This is a genomic window from Mesorhizobium sp. B2-4-6 (genome assembly GCF_006442775.1).
Classification (GTDB): Bacteria; Pseudomonadota; Alphaproteobacteria; order Rhizobiales; family Rhizobiaceae; genus Mesorhizobium.
The window spans coordinates 394,333-409,701 of record NZ_VFVI01000001.1 but is presented as its reverse complement, the minus strand read 5'-3'; the positions used below and the strand labels follow the sequence as shown (position 1 = coordinate 409,701).

The window sequence follows — 15,369 nt, the reverse complement described above, 5'->3', positions numbered from 1 at the left end:
TGTGACAATCAAGGCAATACCACCTTGCCTTGACCCTGCCAAAACCCTGCCGCATGGTCCGCGCCCGACAGACGACCGCAACCGGGAGACCCCAGTTTGAGCGAATATTTCCTGCTGCCGCTGGCCTCCCTGCCCTTCCCCAACATCGATCCGGTCATCGTCAAAATCGGGCCGCTCGCGGTGCACTGGTACGGCGTCGGCTATATCGTCGGCATCCTGTTCGCCTGGTGGTACGCCAAGCGCCTCGTCACCAATTCTCGCCTCTGGCCGGACGGCCGCCTGCCTATGAAGCCCGAGGACCTCGACGACTTCATCGTCTGGGCGGCGATCGGCGTCGTGCTCGGCGGACGCACCGGGTACGTGCTCTTCTACGATCTGCCGCGCTACATCGCGCATCCGCTCGACATCTTTGCGGTCTGGCAGGGCGGCATGTCGTTTCATGGCGGCCTGCTTGGCGTTATCCTCGCCATGACGCTGTTCTCGCTCAGGCGCCGCATTCCCACCTGGACATTGTTCGATGTGGTGTCGGCCGGTGTGCCGGTTGGGCTGGGCCTGGTCCGTGTCGCGAACTTCATCAATTCGGAGCTTTGGGGCCGGCCGTCAGACGTGCCTTGGGCGATTGAATTCCCCAATGGCGGCCCGTTCACCCGCCACCCCAGCCAGCTCTACGAGGCGCTGCTCGAAGGGCTCGTGCTTTTCCTGGTGCTGCGCTTCCTCACCCATTCGCGCCTCAAGCTGAAAACGCCGCGCTTCGTCGGCGGCGCCTTTATCTGCGGCTACGGCCTGTCGCGCATCTTCGTCGAGTTCTTCCGCGAGCCCGACCAACAGCTCGGCTACCTGCTCGGCACCGGCTGGCTGACCATGGGCATGATCTTGTCCACGCCGATGGTGCTCGCCGGCATCTGGGCCATGGTCACCGCAAAGCCGACGACACAACCGCGGACGGCATGACCCGGCTGAAGGAGCGCATCAAAGACCTGATCGGCGCGACGGGGCCGATCCCGGTCAGCGAATATATGGCGCTCTGCCTGTTCGATCCCGACGCCGGTTACTACACGACGCGCGAACCCTTCGGCGCCGCCGGCGACTTCATCACCGCGCCCGAGATCAGCCAGATGTTCGGCGAGCTCGTCGCGGTCTGGCTCTACCAGGCCTGGCAAGGTGCCGGCCGGCCGTTGCCCGCGACCTTCGCCGAGATCGGTCCCGGCCGCGGCACCTTGATGAAGGACATGCTGCGCACCTGGTCGCGGCTCGACCCGGCACTTATAGGCAAGGCCTCGTTTGCCCTCATCGAGACCAGCCCGCGCCTTGTCGAAATCCAAAGAGAGACGCTTGCCGGCCAAGACGCAAAGCTGGACTGGCATCAGACCATCGACACGCTGCCGCGGCAGCCGCTGTTCATCGTCGGCAACGAACTCTTCGACGCAGTGCCGATCCGGCAGTTCGTGCATGTCGGCGAAAGCTGGCGCGAGCGCGTGGTCGGCTTCGACGACAATGACGAGCTGCGCTTCTTTGCCGGCGCGGGCTCGCTCGACTCCACGCTGTTGCCCGAAGATGCCTCCAACGCGCCCGAAGGCGCGATCGCCGAAGTGGCGCCGGCCCGTGTAGCACTGATGTCGGCGATCGCGGCGCGCATCGCTGCCCAGGGCGGCGCGGGCCTCTTTATCGACTACGGCCATTTGCAGCCTGGCATCGGCGACACCTTGCAGGCCTTGCGCCGGCATCGGCGTGAAGACGTGCTGGCCGGCCCCGGCGAGGCCGATCTCACATCGCATGTCGATTTCGCCGCCCTTGCGACAGCGGTCCATCCTCATGGGCTTCGTGTCGAGATGACGACACAGGGAGAATTCCTGCTTGGCATGGGTTTGATCGAGCGCGCCGGCGCGCTCGGTGCGAACGCTGATGAGCAAGCCCGTCAAGCCATCTCCGACGCGGTCGAACGCTTGGCCGGCCCCGAGGCGATGGGCGAGCTTTTCAAGGTTATGAAGATCCTGCCGGCGACGAGAGCGGCTTGAGCCGGCGAGCGCGTCCTACCGCCTGGTCCTGCTTGTCGTCCGAACTTCGCCTTGACGAAACCGCCTTGCACGGACGACAAACCCAACCATGCTGAATCAGACCAGACCAGATCCAGTACGCTCGCCGCTGCTTGAAAAGGCGCAAGGCATGCGCCACGGCTATTTCACCCGCATCGGCGGCGTCTCCGACGGCATCTATCGGGGGCTCAACATCGGCACGGGCTCCAGCGACGATCAGACACTGGTCGCCGAGAACCGGCGACGCGTTGCCGACTGGATGGGCGTGCCGGCCGATCACCTGTTGACAGCGCACCAGGTCCACTCGCCGGATGTCATTGTGGCCAGGGAACCCTTCGCGGGCCCTCGCCCGAAGGCCGATGCCATCGTCACCGACCGTCCGGGCATCGCCATCGGCGCCTCGACCGCCGATTGCGGGCCGGTTCTCTTCGCCGATACCGACGCGCGCATCATCGGTGCCGCCCATGCGGGTTGGAAGGGCGCCTTCACCGGCGTGCTCGAGAACACCATCCTTGCCATGGAATATCTCGGCGCCCGCCGCGAGTGCATCGTCGCCGTGCTCGGTCCTTCCATCGGCCCCGACAATTACGAAGTCGGTCCGGAATTCGTCGCCCGCTTCGTCCAGGCCGATGGCGACAACCACCGCTATTTCGGGCCATCGAAGACCGCCGGCCACTCGATGTTCGACCTCAACCAATATACGGTCGACCGGCTGCGCAAGGCCGGCGTGACCGCCGAGGGCCTTGGCCGCTGCACTTACGCGGAAGAAGACCTTTTCTATTCCTACCGACGCACCACCCACCGCAAGGAAGCGGATTACGGGCGGCAGGTCTCGGCAATCGTTTTGGAGAAAGAGTAATGGCGCTGCATTTCGAACGATCGGAATTCGACGCGCGACGCGACCGGCTGCTGATCGAGATGGCCGAAAAGAAGCTCGACGCCGTGCTGTTGTTCGCACAGGAGAGCATGTACTGGCTGACCGGCTACGACACGTTCGGCTTCTGCTTCTTCCAGTGCCTGGTGGTGAAGGCCGACGGTTCGATGGTGCTGCTCACCCGTTCGGCCGATCTCAGGCAGGCGCGCCATACCTCGACCATCGAGAACATCGTGCTGTGGACCGATCGTCAGGGCGCCAACCCGGCGATCGACCTGCGCAACCTGCTCAACGACCTCGACCTGCTCGGCGCCCGCATCGGCGTCGAATACGACACCCATGGCCTGACCGCCTACAATGGCCGCCGCCTCGACGAGCAATTGCAGACCTTCGGCCAGATCGCCGATGCTTCCGGCATCGTCGGCCGCCTGCGCCTGTTCAAGAGCCCGGCCGAGATCGCCAAGGCGGAAAAGGCCGCCAATCTTTCCGACGACGCGCTGGACGCCGCCCTGCCCCTGATCAAGCAAGGCGGCGACGAAGGGCTCATCCTTGCCGCCATGCAGGGCGCGGTCTTTGCCGGCGGCGGCGACTATCCCGCCAACGAGTACATCATCGGCTCCGGCGCCGATGCTTTGCTCTGCCGCTACAAGGCCGGTCGCCGCAAGCTTACCAAGAACGACCAGCTGACGCTCGAATGGGCCGGCGTCTTCCACCACTATCATGCCCCCATGATGCGCACCGTGCTGACCGGCAAGGTGTCGAAACGTCACCAGGAATTGTTCGACGCTTCCCGTGCCGCCCTGCTCGCGGTCGAAAAAGCGATGACGCCGGGCAACACGTTCGGAGATGTCTTCGACGCGCATGCCCGCACGCTCGAAGCGCACAATCTGACCAAGCATCGGCTGAATGCCTGCGGCTATTCGGTCGGCGCCCGCTTCACGCCGTCCTGGATGGACATGCCGATGTTCTACCAGGGCAACACGGAACCGATCGCGCCCAATATGACGCTGTTCGCGCATATGATCATCATGGACTCCGAGACCGAGAGCGCAATGACGCTTGGCCGCACTTACCTCACCACGGAATCGGCGCCGAAGCCGCTGTCGCGCCATGATCTCGACTTGATCGTGCAGTGAATCCATAATGGTTGGTTCACGCGGGGGCGTTCGCCAGTAGGGAGCTTTCAGGCAAATGAGACGATCGCGGGTGACGACCGTGTCATTGCTTGCGGCGCTGGCGCTTGGCGCCTGCACCAACGCCAAGGACGTATTGGAGCCTTCGGCCATCACCCCGCCGGCGAGTTCGGCCCAGCCTTTGCCTACCCCGCAGGGCTCATCGACAACGGCCACGTCTCCGACCACGACCGCACCCGCCCCTTCGCCCGCGCCTTCCACCGCAGTGTCACCCGCGACACGCGCAACGCCAGCACAAACCGCCGCCCTCGCCAGGACGCGGCTGCAGGTGGCGCCGATCGTCGGCGCATCGGTAGAGGCCGCGGCGCCCTTGACGGCGGAACTTCAGGCCCGTGCCCGGCAGCGCGGCCTGACGCTTGTCGGCAGCACGGACCAGACGGCCACGCATGTGCTGAAAGGCTATTTTTCGACGATGTCCGAGGGCAAGGACACGACCGTCATCTATGTCTGGGACATTTACGACCCCTCGGGCAATCGCCTGCACCGCATCAATGGCCAGCAGAAGGCCCCTGCGGCCGGCAGCGGCGAAGGCTGGCCCACGGTGGCGCCCGCGACCATGCAGGCCATCGCCGACCAGACAATCGACCAGTTCGCCGCCTGGCTCGGCGGCGGCGGCGCCGGTTGACCGAACTGTTGCCGGCCAAACTGTTGCCGGCTTGCGATGTTTTCCGTGTTTGTTGCAGTCGCCGGACTGGATTCCCGACAACGAGGCTTGCAATACCGGCCCGGCCCGCTAAAAGCCCGCATAAAAGGCTCATGAGAGTCTCTCGGGCCTCTCCATCCTTCACCAGGAACGGTGCATGAAGCTTTTCGCGGGCAATTCCAACCGGGTGCTGGCCGAAGCGGTCGCTCGCTATCTCAACATCCCGCTGGGGAAGGCCAGCGTCAGGCGCTTCGCCGATCAGGAAATCTTCGTCGAGATCCAGGAAAACGTGCGCGGCGAGGATGTCTTCATCCTGCAGTCGACCTCTTATCCGACCAACGACCATCTGATGGAACTGCTCATCATGATGGACGCCTTCATGCGCTCCTCGGCACGACGCATCACGGCGGTCATCCCCTATTTCGGCTATGCGCGGCAGGACCGCCGCGCCTCCGGCCGTACGCCGATCTCGGCCAAGCTGGTCGCCAACATGATCACGCGCGCCGGCGCCGACCGCGTGCTGACGCTCGATCTCCATGCCGGCCAGATCCAGGGTTTCTTCGACATCCCGACCGACAATCTGTTCTCGGTGCCGGTGATGGCCCGCGACGTGAAAGCCAAGTACAAGCAGCTCGGCAACGTCGTCGTCGTGTCGCCCGACATCGGCGGCGTGGTGCGGGCGCGCGCGCTGGCCAAGCGTTTCGACGCGCAGCTCGCCATCGTCGACAAACGCCGCGAGCGCCCTGGCGAATCGGAAGTCATGAACATCATCGGCGCCGTCGCCGGCAAGGACTGCCTGCTGATCGACGACATCGTCGATTCCGGCGGCACGCTTTGCAACGCGGCCGACGCGCTGCTCGCCAATGGCGCGACCTCCGTCACCGCCTACATCACCCATGGCGTGCTCTCCGGCGGCGCCGTTGCCCGCATCGCCGGATCGAAGCTGCAGGAACTGGTGATCACCGATTCCATCCAGCCGACGCAGGGCGTGCTCGACGCGCCGAACATCCGTGTCATTTCGATCGCCGACCTGATGGGCGAAGCGATCTCGCGCACGGCCACGGAAGAATCGGTGTCGAGCCTGTTCGATTAATCAGAACTGGTCGCCGCGGGCGCATAGCGCAGCAGCGTCACCCCTTGCGCAAGGCGCTCCGTGCCGAGCGGCTTCAACGCCAGCGACAGGCCGGACCGGAAATACGGCTTGCCGCCGCCCAGCACGACCGGATGCACGTAAAGCCGGTACTCATCGATCAGGCCGGCACGCGCAAAATACCCGGCAAGCTCGGCGCCGGCGACGGAAATCTCGCCATCCGTGTCCGCCTTGAGCGCCCTCACCACCACCTCCGCGTCACCTTTCGCCAGACGGGCATTCGGCCCAACCTCCTGAAGCGTGGTCGAAAACACGACCTTCGGCGTCTCCCGCCAGGCGCGGGCAAAATCCCGCTCGACGTCTTCAGCGGCGATCTCGCGCTCCGGGCTGTCCCAGAAGCGCATGGTTTCATACATCCTGCGCCCGCAAAGCGCGATCGATGTCCGTCGCATCTCGTCGTTGAAATGCCGATGCAATTCTTCCTCGGGAACCGGCAGGTCGATGTCTCCGCTCGGCCCAGCGATGTAGCCATCCAGCGATGTCAGCATGGCATAGACGATCGTCGCCACTAGGCTCCCTCCGATTTTGCCTCCAGCAAAAGAGCACAACTGATTGCAATTCGCAATCAGTATTTGGAAAATAGAACCTGTGCTGAGAACGGGCGAACCGGCTCAATAGCGCGGGCGCTGCTTCACGCGGCGATCGGACCGCCTGTTCGGCGCGGGTTTTCACCGGCGTCGCGCGCGCCACGCATATAGCCGCGCGGCGACGTGCCGAGCATGCGCTTGAACATGGTGATGAAGGCCGGCACGCTGTCATAGCCGAGATCGAGCGCCACCCTTGTGATCGGCTCGCCGTCGGCAAGCCTCGGCAGCGCCGCGAAAAGGCAGGCCTGCTGGCGCCAGGTCGACAGCGACAGCCCGGTCTGGCGATGGAAGGCGCGGGTGAACGACCGGCGGCTCATGCCCGCCGCATCCGCCCATTCGTCGATCGTCGCATGCGGCGAAGGGGCTGCCACGAAGCGCCGGCAAAGCGCCTCGAGCTTCGGATCGGACGGGAAAGGCAGGCCGAGCGGCCGCTCCGGCAGGCTCGGGATCTCGTGCAGCAGAAGTCCCATGACGAGCGCGGCGCGCCCTTCGAGCTCGCCGCCTTGCGGCAGCTTCTCCGATTCGACGATCAGGCTGTGCATCAGCTCGGTGATACCGACGACGCGCAAGCCTTCCGGCAGGCCGGCAATAGCGCCCGGCATCACATAGACCGAGCGCATCGAGACGTCGCCCAGCATCTCGACGGAATGCTCGGTGCCGGCCGGTATCCACATCGCATGGTCGGGCGGCACCATCCAGCGTCCATGCCTGGTCGTCACCAGGACCACGCCGACCAGCGCGTGCAACAGCTGGCTGCGGCTGTGGCGATGCTGCGGCACGCGATAGCCGTCCGGATATTCCGTCGGCAGGGCGACCGCCGGCCCGACGGCCTGTTCCAGCCATTGCCAGCGGCTTTCATGCAGCCGGCCGAGTTCGGCGGCGTCGCCTCTGAATATCTCGCGGCTATTCGGCATCGGATGTGGCCCACTTGCGAAACTATTGGACCAAACCACGAAAGAAGTCGCTTGGCAACAGGCCTATAAGGCCGCCGGCGGCACGCCGCCAAAAAGACTACGGAGCATTGCCTTGACTGATACAGCCGCCACCTCCGTCGCCGCACCGGCGCCGGCTAGCAACATCTCGGCGCAAGCGACTGCCTTCACCGTCATTCTTGCGGTGAGCTTCTGCCACTGCGTCAACGACATCATGCAGTCGCTGCTTTCGGCGATCTATCCGCTGCTCAAGGACAATTACGGTCTCGATTTCTGGCAGATCGGCCTGCTGACCTTCACCTTCCAGGTGACGGCCTCGCTGCTGCAGCCGGTGATCGGCATGATCACCGACAAGAAGCCGATGCCCTACTCCTTGCCCTGGGGCATGGCCTCGTCGCTGGTCGGCCTTGTCGTGCTCGCCCATGCCGGCCATTACTGGCTGCTCCTGATCGGCGCCTCGCTGATCGGCATCGGCTCGGCGATCTTCCATCCGGAATCCTCGCGCATCGCCCGCTTTGCATCTGGCGGCCGCTTCGGCCTTGCGCAATCGCTGTTCCAGGTGGGCGGCAATTTTGGCCAGGCCATGGGCCCGTTGCTCGCCGCCTTCATCGTCGTGCCGTTCGGGCAGACCAGCATTTCCTGGTTCGCCGTCGGCTCGCTGATCGGCATCGTCGTCCTGTGGCAGGTCGGCGGCTGGTACAGCCGCCTGCGCGCCTCGATGGCCACCCGCAAGCAGACCGCCCATGTCTCGCCCTTCGCGCGCAAGAAGGTCATGTGGGCGCTGGCCGTTCTGACGCTGCTGGTGCTGACCAAGAACGCCTATATCGCCTCGCTCTCCAGCTACTACACCTTCTACGCCATGCATAAGTTCGGCGTTTCGGTGCAGATGAGCCAGGTGATGCTGTTCCTGTTCCTCGGCGCCTCGGCGCTGGGCATCCTGCTCGGCGGTCCGTTCGGCGACCGCTATGGACAGAAGGCGATGATCTGGTTCTCGATCGTCGGCGTGCTGCCCTTCACGCTGGCGCTGCCCTACGCCAATCTGGAATGGACGATGGTGCTCACCGTGCTGATCGGCCTGATCCTGTCGTCGGCCTTCTCCAACATCGTCGTTTTCGCGCAGGAACTGGTCCCGGGTCGCGTCGGCATGATCGCCGGCATCTTCTTCGGCTTCGCCTTCGGCATGGGCGGCATTGCCGCCGCGGTGCTCGGCGTCGTCGCCGACATGAAGGGCATCGACTTCGTCTACCAGATCTGCTCGTACCTGCCCTTCCTCGGCCTGCTGACCGTGTTCCTGCCCGACATGAAGGAAGCGCGGAAGGCCTGAGCCGGCGAGATCGGCGGCCAAGCCGCCGTTCAGCCGATAATCGCCGTCGGGTTTGAGACCTTGATGGTCCCGGATCCGGTGGGCATCTCATGGCGCAGCGCTTGCATTGCCCAAAACGCAGGTTCTTTTCTCGGCGCCCTTGCGCACAAGATCAGCTCTTTCCGATCAAACCCAGGCGTTGCAGAAGGTCGCGAAGAAAGCGGCCTCGGCCATCGGCCGGGTTCGCCGTCGCCTGGCGCTGCCGCCTCGGCAGCGCTGCGAACTGCTCGGGAAGCCGCCGAAGCGTCGAAGTCCAAAGCAGCGTATCGAGTTGCGCGATATCCGCCGATTTCAGCTGCTCCGGTTCGCTTCTGAGCGCCTGCGCCAGCAGATCCCGGAAGTCATCCGGCCTGTCGGCCAGCCGGACATTCCGCCAATGCTTGAATTGCTCGTAGCCGCGCAACGCGAAAGTCGTCGCCACGACGGGCTTGCGATTGTACAGCGCTTCCGCGGTCTTGATGTTCGTGCCGCCGCCCTCAAGGATCGGAAGCATCACGACATCGGCAAGCTCGATCAGCGCGCTGAGGGCCGCGCCGTCCTGCACGCCGAGCAGCTCGATCCGTGCATTGTCGGCACCACGGTACCGCGGGAATCCGGGATCGTTGCGTATCTGGTCGGCAACGCCGCCGACCACCACGATCCGCTCCGAGGCTGACAGGAAATCGAGGTCCGGACCCGTCATCTGGAGAAAACCGCGGGCATTGGGCGGATGACCCGAGCCGACGAACAACGCCGTGCGCAGGCCGGCGAACCGCGACGCCCAACGATCGAGGCCGATAGGCATTTCCCGCGGCCAAATGCCGTTGGCGGCGACCACCACGCTTGGATTGAGCTTGCGGAAATAGGTTGCATCCTGCTCGCTGACGGCGACGATCAGGTCTGCCTTTGCGGCAAGATCGGGCTCGATGTCCGCCGCGCGTTGAGCACTCCAGAGGTCCATTTCCGCGCCGGCGATCATGGCCTCCTGCGCCAGCATTTCCTGTTCAACGTTGTGCGAACTGTACACGATTGAAAAGCGTGCCTCGGGCGAGCACATTTCAACATACTCGCGCAAGGCCGGCCAAAGCCAGCACTGCTCCAGGGCGATGACGTCCGGCCTGAAGCCATCGAGAAATCTTGCGATTTCGCGGCGATGGAACTTGCTGCCTGCGATGAATTCAGCGGCGGCGACATCGGAACGCCATTTGCGCCGGGCCATCTTCTTGCGAAAGCTGCGCGGCATCTCGATGAAAAGATCGCCGGCCTCCATTTCGCGCCTGGCGCCGCGGTTGGGAGTGACCACGACATGGCGTGTTTCCCATCCGCCATCCCGCAGGACCTTGTGGATGGCATTCGCCCGCAGCTGGCCGCCATGGACCGGCCGCCGGATCGGAAACGTTCCAAGCGAAACGTACCTCATCGGATCGACGTGATGGCCAAGCCGCCAGCATGAAGTGGCCGTCTCAATGTCGCAATCATTCTCTGGCCCCAATTTAAGCAGGACACTACCATTGGACGCCCAGTCTGGACATTATGCGGTGGATGGATGCCAGGTGCACCCAAGATAGACCTTGGCGATTGCAAGGGTGAGAGCATCAGCTCGCTTCTGAGGGGGAAAGAAGCATTTGACGCCGGAAAGCGGTCGAGATTCTTCCAAGTTGCGAATCCTGACCCTTCTAGCGCGCCATGGCGCCGCCAGATATCCCACCGCGCTGCAGGATTTGAAGGCGATGTTTGCCGCGCAAATGCCAGACGTGGCGCACCATACGCTTGTGATCGACAATTGCATGCCGGAAGGTCGGAGCGTCCACCTTGATCGCGAAGTCGAATTGATCGGGGGCTCCAATTCCAGCTGGGAATTCTCCGCCTGGGACAGCGGCATTGTCCACATCGGCGAACGGCTGAATGACTATGACCTGATCCATCTCGCTACGTCTGCATTCGCCGAATACACGCCGGACCATCTCAAGCTGATCGACCAGGACATCGTGCGGCATCTGTCGGGCTTGAATGCGGTGCTCGGCCATATCGATTTCTTCAATGAGCCGGTGTCGATGTTTGGAATCCCCTCGCAGGCTTGGCTCCGCAGCTCGTTCATCCTGATGCGGCCCAGGCATTTGCAGGCGCTTGGATCGATGGTCGGCGTGACCGATGGGGCGCCGATTTTCAGCGGGAATCCGCTTTCGCCCTTCCGGGAAGATGCACCGGTCTCGCGCCCATATAGACAGCTGTTGATTGGATGGCTTACCGGAGCCGGGACCGGGCAAGGGCCTGGATGGCATTCCCGGTTCGATCTCACGAACGAAACGCTGCCCCTTTTCGAGAGCAAGGCAAGGGCGATCCTCAACGAGCAGATGCTGACGAACCGATTGCTCGCGATCGGCAGCGCAATCGTCGATGTCACCTGGCTCGCACGAAAGGCCAAGGCCGCAGACAGCATATCCTTGGGTGACATCCCCGATTGGCGAGTCCAACTCCGACCGAGAGTGGGGCGCAAATTCGCGCGCTTCCTCGGTAAACCCGGTCGGGGACGACAGCCCTAGCAGAGAACAACAGGCCTTGCAGCACCCGCCGGAGGGCGGGTGCCTTCGCGTTTCCGGCAAGCAGGCTCAGGCCTTGAAGAACGCCAGCAGGTCGGCGTTGATGACATCCGCATGGGTCGTTGCCATGCCGTGCGGGAAACCCTTGTAGACCTTGAGCTCGCCCTTCTTGAGCAGCTTGACCGAAAGCAGCGCGGAGTCCGCGATCGGGACGATCTGGTCGTCGTCTCCATGCATGACCAGCACCGGCACGTCGATCTTCTTCAGGTCCTCGGTGAAGTCGGTCTCCGAGAACGCCTCGATGCAGTCGTAATGCGCCCTGGCGCCACCCATCATGCCCTGGCGCCACCAATTGTCGACGACGCCTTCGGAAACCTGGGCGCCGGGACGGTTGAAGCCGTAGAACGGGCCGGCCGGCACGTCGTGAAAGAACTGGGCGCGGTTGGCCGCCAGCGCAGCGCGGAAACCGTCGAACACCTCGATCGGCAGGCCGCCGGGATTGGCCGGCGTCTTCAGCATGATCGGCGGCACCGCACCGATCAGCACGGCCTTGGCGACGCGGCCGCCCGAACCATACTGTGCGACGTAGCGCGCCACCTCGCCACCGCCGGTCGAATGGCCGACATGGATGGCGTTGTTCAGGTTCAAATGGGCTGTGAGCGCGGCGACGTCGGCGGCATAGGTGTCCATCTCGTTGCCGATGTCGGTCTGCGTCGAACGGCCGTGGCCGCGCCGGTCATGGGCGATGACGCGGTAGCCTTGCGCCAGGAAGAACAGCATCTGGGCATCCCAATCGTCGCTGCTCAGCGGCCAGCCGTGATGGAAGACGACAGGCTGGCCAGTCCCCCAATCCTTGTAGAAGATCTGTGTTCCGTCCTTGGTGGTGATCGTGCCGCTGCCCGAACCCGACTTGGTCTGCGAGGTCATCTCAATCTCCTTTTATAGATGTCGCGATAAACAATATCGCGATAACTATATCGTAACGGAGGTCGAGAGCCTTGTCCATGAAATTATTTATCGCGATATCATTTTTCGTGGTATGCAATAGATGCTCAGTCGGCAAAAGGAATGCGCCGTGCCTCTCCCATTGGACAATCAGCTCTGCTTCACGCTCTACGCCACCAGCTTGGCGATCAACCGCACCTACAAGCCGATGCTGGACAAGATGGGGATCACCTATCCGCAATATCTCGTGCTCAATGCGCTGGGAGAGACGGACGGCATGTCGGTGGGCAGCATCGCGCATCGGCTGGCCCTCGAATCGAGCACCATCACGCCGCTGGTGAAGCGAATGGAGCAGGCTGGGCTTGTCAGCCGCCAGCGCAGCCAGACGGACGAGCGCCAGGTGCAGGTCGACCTGACCCCCGGCGGACGAGCCTTGCTCGTCCAATGCAATTGCCTGAACGAGACGCTGATCGAGCGGTCAGGCATGAAACTGGCTGAACTCGATGCCTTGAACCGGCAAATCCAGGCGTTGCGCGACGCGCTGAACGGCGACCTTGCGGTCGACGCCGTCTGAGATGTGCTGAAAAAGAGAGCGGGCGCGACCGGACAAGCTTGCGTCCCGGGCGCCTTGGACGGGCTCGGCGGATGCGGGTCACGCCTCTGTCTTGACCGGCGGCAGTTGCGGCGCCTCCAGCCTCTGGAACGGGTCGCGCCAGGCGTCGATCGACTCCAGCCGGCCATACCAGCGCCGGATCGCCGGGTAGTCGGCGAGCGGCAATCCGGCGACGTCGTTGAAAGGCAGGAACGTCGCCATGCGGAAGTCGGCATAGGAGATTGAATTGCCGACGAGCCACTCGCGTCCCGAAAGCTCGGGCTCGAGGATCGCCGCGGCTTTATGGAACTGCCTCAGCCCCTCCTCGACCAGCGCCTGGTCGATAGGACCGAGCCCATAGCGCTGCTTGGTCCCACGCTCGAAATGCACCATGTCGCAGGCGAAAGCGAACCGTTCCTTGCCCCAGCTGATCCAGCGGATCATGTCCGGCTCGTCGTCGCCACTGCGCCAAAAATCCGAACGAACCTCCCGCGAAAGCCGGCAGGCGATGGCGTCGGCCTCCCACAGGCTCCATCCCGGCCCGACCAGGATCGGCAGGGTCAGATTGGGGTTGAGCGCGCGATGGCGTTCGGCCTGCCCCGGCGCCATGGGCGATGCGAACTCGAACGCGATCTTAGCCTTGAGATGGCGCGCCGTCGCGACCGCGAGGCGAGGATTGGGATTGCGGCTGAACAGCAGTTTCATAGTCGGTCCCCTTGGGATGGTTACATGCCGCAGGACGACTGATATCCATCCGATCCTACATTCGCGCAAATCGGATTGCCGGTTTATGCTTTCGATGCTGGAAACCGCCCCGCAAGCCTTCCAGCCCAACCGCTTGCGCCTCTCGCCGCCTTCCGCTATAGAGCCGCCACCCGCGTAGACACCCTTGGAGGCAACGCGGAGGAAGGCCGGCCAGGCCTCGCATGATCCCCAGACGCATTTGGATCGCCAAACGCATCGGACAGATCGTGCAAGGCCGCGACGGCTTTCGACGTTTACGGTTGGCATCGTGCTTGCCGCAAGCGCTCCATAACACGCGAAAGGAAGTGCCATGAGCCACGATGCTTATGAGCTGAAAGCCGAAGCGCGCGAACAGGTCGGTAAGGGGTCCGCCCGTGCAGTTCGTCGCAACGGTAAAGTGCCTGCAGTGATTTACGGCGACAAGCAGCCTCCCCTGGCGATTGCGCTCAACTACAAGGACCTCTTCTACAAGATCCACGGTGGCGGGTTCCTGACCACGATCGCCACGATCGATGTCGACGGCAAGAAGATCCAGGTCCTGCCGAAGGATTTCCAGCTCGACCCGGTCAAGGATTTTCCTGTCCATGTCGACTTCCTGCGCATCGGCAAGGACACCGAGGTCAATGTCGACGTGCCTGTCCACTTCATCAATGAGGACAAGTCGCCCGGCATCAAGCGCGGCGGCGTGCTCAACATCGTTCGTCACGAAGTCGAGTTCCACTGCCCGGCCAATGCGATCCCGGAATTCATCACCATCGATCTCACCGGCACCGACATCGGCGATTCGATCCACATCTCGGCGGTCAAGCTGCCGGCCGGCGTCAAGCCGGTCATCTCCGATCGCGACTTCACCATCGCGACCGTTGCCGGCTCGTCGGCGATGAAGCCGGAGACGGAAGCGACCACCGAGGTGGCTGCAGAAGAGACGGCGGCTCCGGCGGCCGAAGAGAAGTAATTCTCCAGGCCGGATGATTTCATCCGGCTCTAGATCAAAGAAATAGAGCATGATGTTTTCCGAAAACCGCTTCACACTTTTCGGCATCATGCTCTAAGTCCGGAGGCGGCGATGCTTGTCTTTGCAGGCCTCGGCAATCCGGGCGCGAAATACGAAAACAACCGGCACAATGTCGGCTTCATGGCGGCGGACGCGATTGCCCGCCGCCATTCCTTTTCTCCCTGGTCGCGAAAATTCCAGGGCCTGATCTGCGAAGGCACGCTCGGCGGCGAGAAGGTGCTGCTGATCAAGCCGCAGACCTTCATGAACCTCTCCGGACAGTCGGTCGGCGAAGCGATGCGCTTCTACAAGCTCGAACCGGCCGCCCTCACCGTCTTCTACGACGAGATCGACCTTGCCGCCGGCAAGCTCCGGGTCAAGATCGGCGGCGGCTCCGGCGGCCACAACGGCATTCGTTCGCTCGACCAGCATGTCGGCAACGCCTATCGCCGGGTGCGCATCGGCGTCGGCCATCCCGGCGTCAAGGAGATGGTGCACGGCCATGTGCTCGGCGATTTCGCCAAGGCCGATCGCGAATGGCTCGACGTCCTGCTCGACGCCATCGCCGACGACGCCGGTCTGCTGGCCAAGGGCGACGACAGCTCGTTCATGAACCGCGTCACGCTGGCGCTCCGCGACAAGCTTGTACCGACCGGCGATGACGACCGCCCGCCGCCCAAGCCGCCGAAGCAGCAAAGCCATGTCCGCCAGGCGCGCCCGCAGCAGCCGGCGGCAAAACTTCCAGAAAGCGGCCCGATGGCCGCCATGCTGAAGAAGCTGTTCGGCAAGGAGTGAGCCTC

The 15,369-nt window shown here is 63.5% G+C and carries 16 protein-coding genes; 11 read left to right on the top strand and 5 right to left on the bottom strand.

From position 1 onward, the window contains the following. The first annotated feature begins 96 nt into the window (after positions 1–96). From lgt to FJ957_RS01990, 6 genes are all read left to right on the top strand, one after another. Positions 97–951, top strand: coding sequence for a prolipoprotein diacylglyceryl transferase (gene lgt / locus FJ957_RS02015; RefSeq protein ID WP_140782356.1), 855 nt, complete (start codon positions 97–99; stop codon positions 949–951). Further along, positions 948–2,015, top strand: a complete 1,068-nt coding sequence (locus FJ957_RS02010) for a class I SAM-dependent methyltransferase (RefSeq protein ID WP_140827945.1) — start codon at positions 948–950, stop codon at positions 2,013–2,015. The genes lgt and FJ957_RS02010 overlap by 4 nt, the downstream gene beginning before the upstream one ends. 88 nt (positions 2,016–2,103) lie before the next feature. Beyond that, on the top strand, positions 2,104–2,892 hold the full coding sequence (gene pgeF, locus FJ957_RS02005) for a peptidoglycan editing factor PgeF (RefSeq protein ID WP_140827943.1): 789 nt from the start codon (positions 2,104–2,106) through the stop codon (positions 2,890–2,892). Then, positions 2,892–4,043 (top strand): Xaa-Pro peptidase family protein, encoded by a 1,152-nt coding sequence (locus FJ957_RS02000; RefSeq protein ID WP_140653371.1) that lies wholly within the window; start codon positions 2,892–2,894, stop codon positions 4,041–4,043. The genes pgeF and FJ957_RS02000 overlap by 1 nt, the downstream gene beginning before the upstream one ends. 55 nt (positions 4,044–4,098) lie before the next feature. Then, positions 4,099–4,725, top strand: a complete 627-nt coding sequence (locus FJ957_RS01995) for a hypothetical protein (RefSeq protein WP_140827941.1) — start codon at positions 4,099–4,101, stop codon at positions 4,723–4,725. A 175-nt stretch (positions 4,726–4,900) separates the two neighbouring features. Then, entirely contained in the window at positions 4,901–5,836 is a 936-nt protein-coding gene (locus FJ957_RS01990; protein ID WP_126059768.1) for a ribose-phosphate pyrophosphokinase, read from the top strand. Here the strand turns inward: FJ957_RS01990 and FJ957_RS01985 are convergent. Then, positions 5,833–6,402, bottom strand: coding sequence for a dihydrofolate reductase family protein (locus FJ957_RS01985; RefSeq protein WP_140827939.1), 570 nt, complete (start codon positions 6,400–6,402; stop codon positions 5,833–5,835). The two genes, FJ957_RS01990 and FJ957_RS01985, sit on opposite strands and share 4 nt — an antisense overlap. A gap of 122 nt (positions 6,403–6,524) precedes the next feature. Continuing rightward, entirely contained in the window at positions 6,525–7,394 is an 870-nt protein-coding gene (locus tag FJ957_RS01980) for a helix-turn-helix transcriptional regulator (RefSeq protein WP_140827937.1), read from the bottom strand. A gap of 112 nt (positions 7,395–7,506) precedes the next feature. Between FJ957_RS01980 and FJ957_RS01975 the strand changes: the two genes are divergently transcribed. Beyond that, a complete protein-coding gene (locus FJ957_RS01975) occupies positions 7,507–8,736 on the top strand; it encodes an MFS transporter (protein WP_181180472.1) in 1,230 nt (409 codons plus the stop codon). Positions 8,737–8,887: 151 nt separating this feature from the next. On the opposite strand, the gene FJ957_RS01970 is transcribed toward FJ957_RS01975, so the two are convergent. Further along, complete coding sequence (locus tag FJ957_RS01970) at positions 8,888–10,174, bottom strand: glycosyltransferase (RefSeq protein WP_140827935.1); 1,287 nt, start codon at positions 10,172–10,174, stop codon at positions 8,888–8,890. Between the two features lie 205 nt (positions 10,175–10,379). Here FJ957_RS01970 and FJ957_RS01965 point away from each other — a divergent pair, with 205 nt between their 5' ends. Continuing rightward, on the top strand, positions 10,380–11,297 hold the full coding sequence (locus FJ957_RS01965; protein WP_246685752.1) for a hypothetical protein: 918 nt from the start codon (positions 10,380–10,382) through the stop codon (positions 11,295–11,297). A gap of 66 nt (positions 11,298–11,363) precedes the next feature. On the opposite strand, the gene FJ957_RS01960 is transcribed toward FJ957_RS01965, so the two are convergent. Further along, positions 11,364–12,221 carry an alpha/beta hydrolase gene (locus FJ957_RS01960; RefSeq protein ID WP_140827932.1) on the bottom strand — a complete coding sequence of 286 codons (858 nt, stop codon included), beginning with the start codon at positions 12,219–12,221 and terminating at the stop codon, positions 11,364–11,366. A 148-nt stretch (positions 12,222–12,369) separates the two neighbouring features. Here FJ957_RS01960 and FJ957_RS01955 point away from each other — a divergent pair, with 148 nt between their 5' ends. Continuing rightward, a complete protein-coding gene (locus tag FJ957_RS01955; RefSeq protein WP_140827925.1) occupies positions 12,370–12,813 on the top strand; it encodes a MarR family transcriptional regulator in 444 nt (147 codons plus the stop codon). Positions 12,814–12,891: 78 nt separating this feature from the next. On the opposite strand, the gene FJ957_RS01950 is transcribed toward FJ957_RS01955, so the two are convergent. Continuing rightward, positions 12,892–13,536 carry a glutathione S-transferase family protein gene (locus FJ957_RS01950; protein ID WP_140827919.1) on the bottom strand — a complete coding sequence of 215 codons (645 nt, stop codon included), beginning with the start codon at positions 13,534–13,536 and terminating at the stop codon, positions 12,892–12,894. A gap of 349 nt (positions 13,537–13,885) precedes the next feature. On the opposite strand from FJ957_RS01950, the gene FJ957_RS01945 reads away from it, so the two are divergent. Both FJ957_RS01945 and pth read left to right on the top strand, forming a co-directional pair. Then, entirely contained in the window at positions 13,886–14,530 is a 645-nt protein-coding gene (locus tag FJ957_RS01945) for a 50S ribosomal protein L25/general stress protein Ctc (RefSeq protein ID WP_140827917.1), read from the top strand. A gap of 111 nt (positions 14,531–14,641) precedes the next feature. Then, a complete protein-coding gene (gene pth / locus FJ957_RS01940; protein ID WP_140827915.1) occupies positions 14,642–15,364 on the top strand; it encodes an aminoacyl-tRNA hydrolase in 723 nt (240 codons plus the stop codon). Positions 15,365–15,369 lie beyond the last annotated feature (5 nt).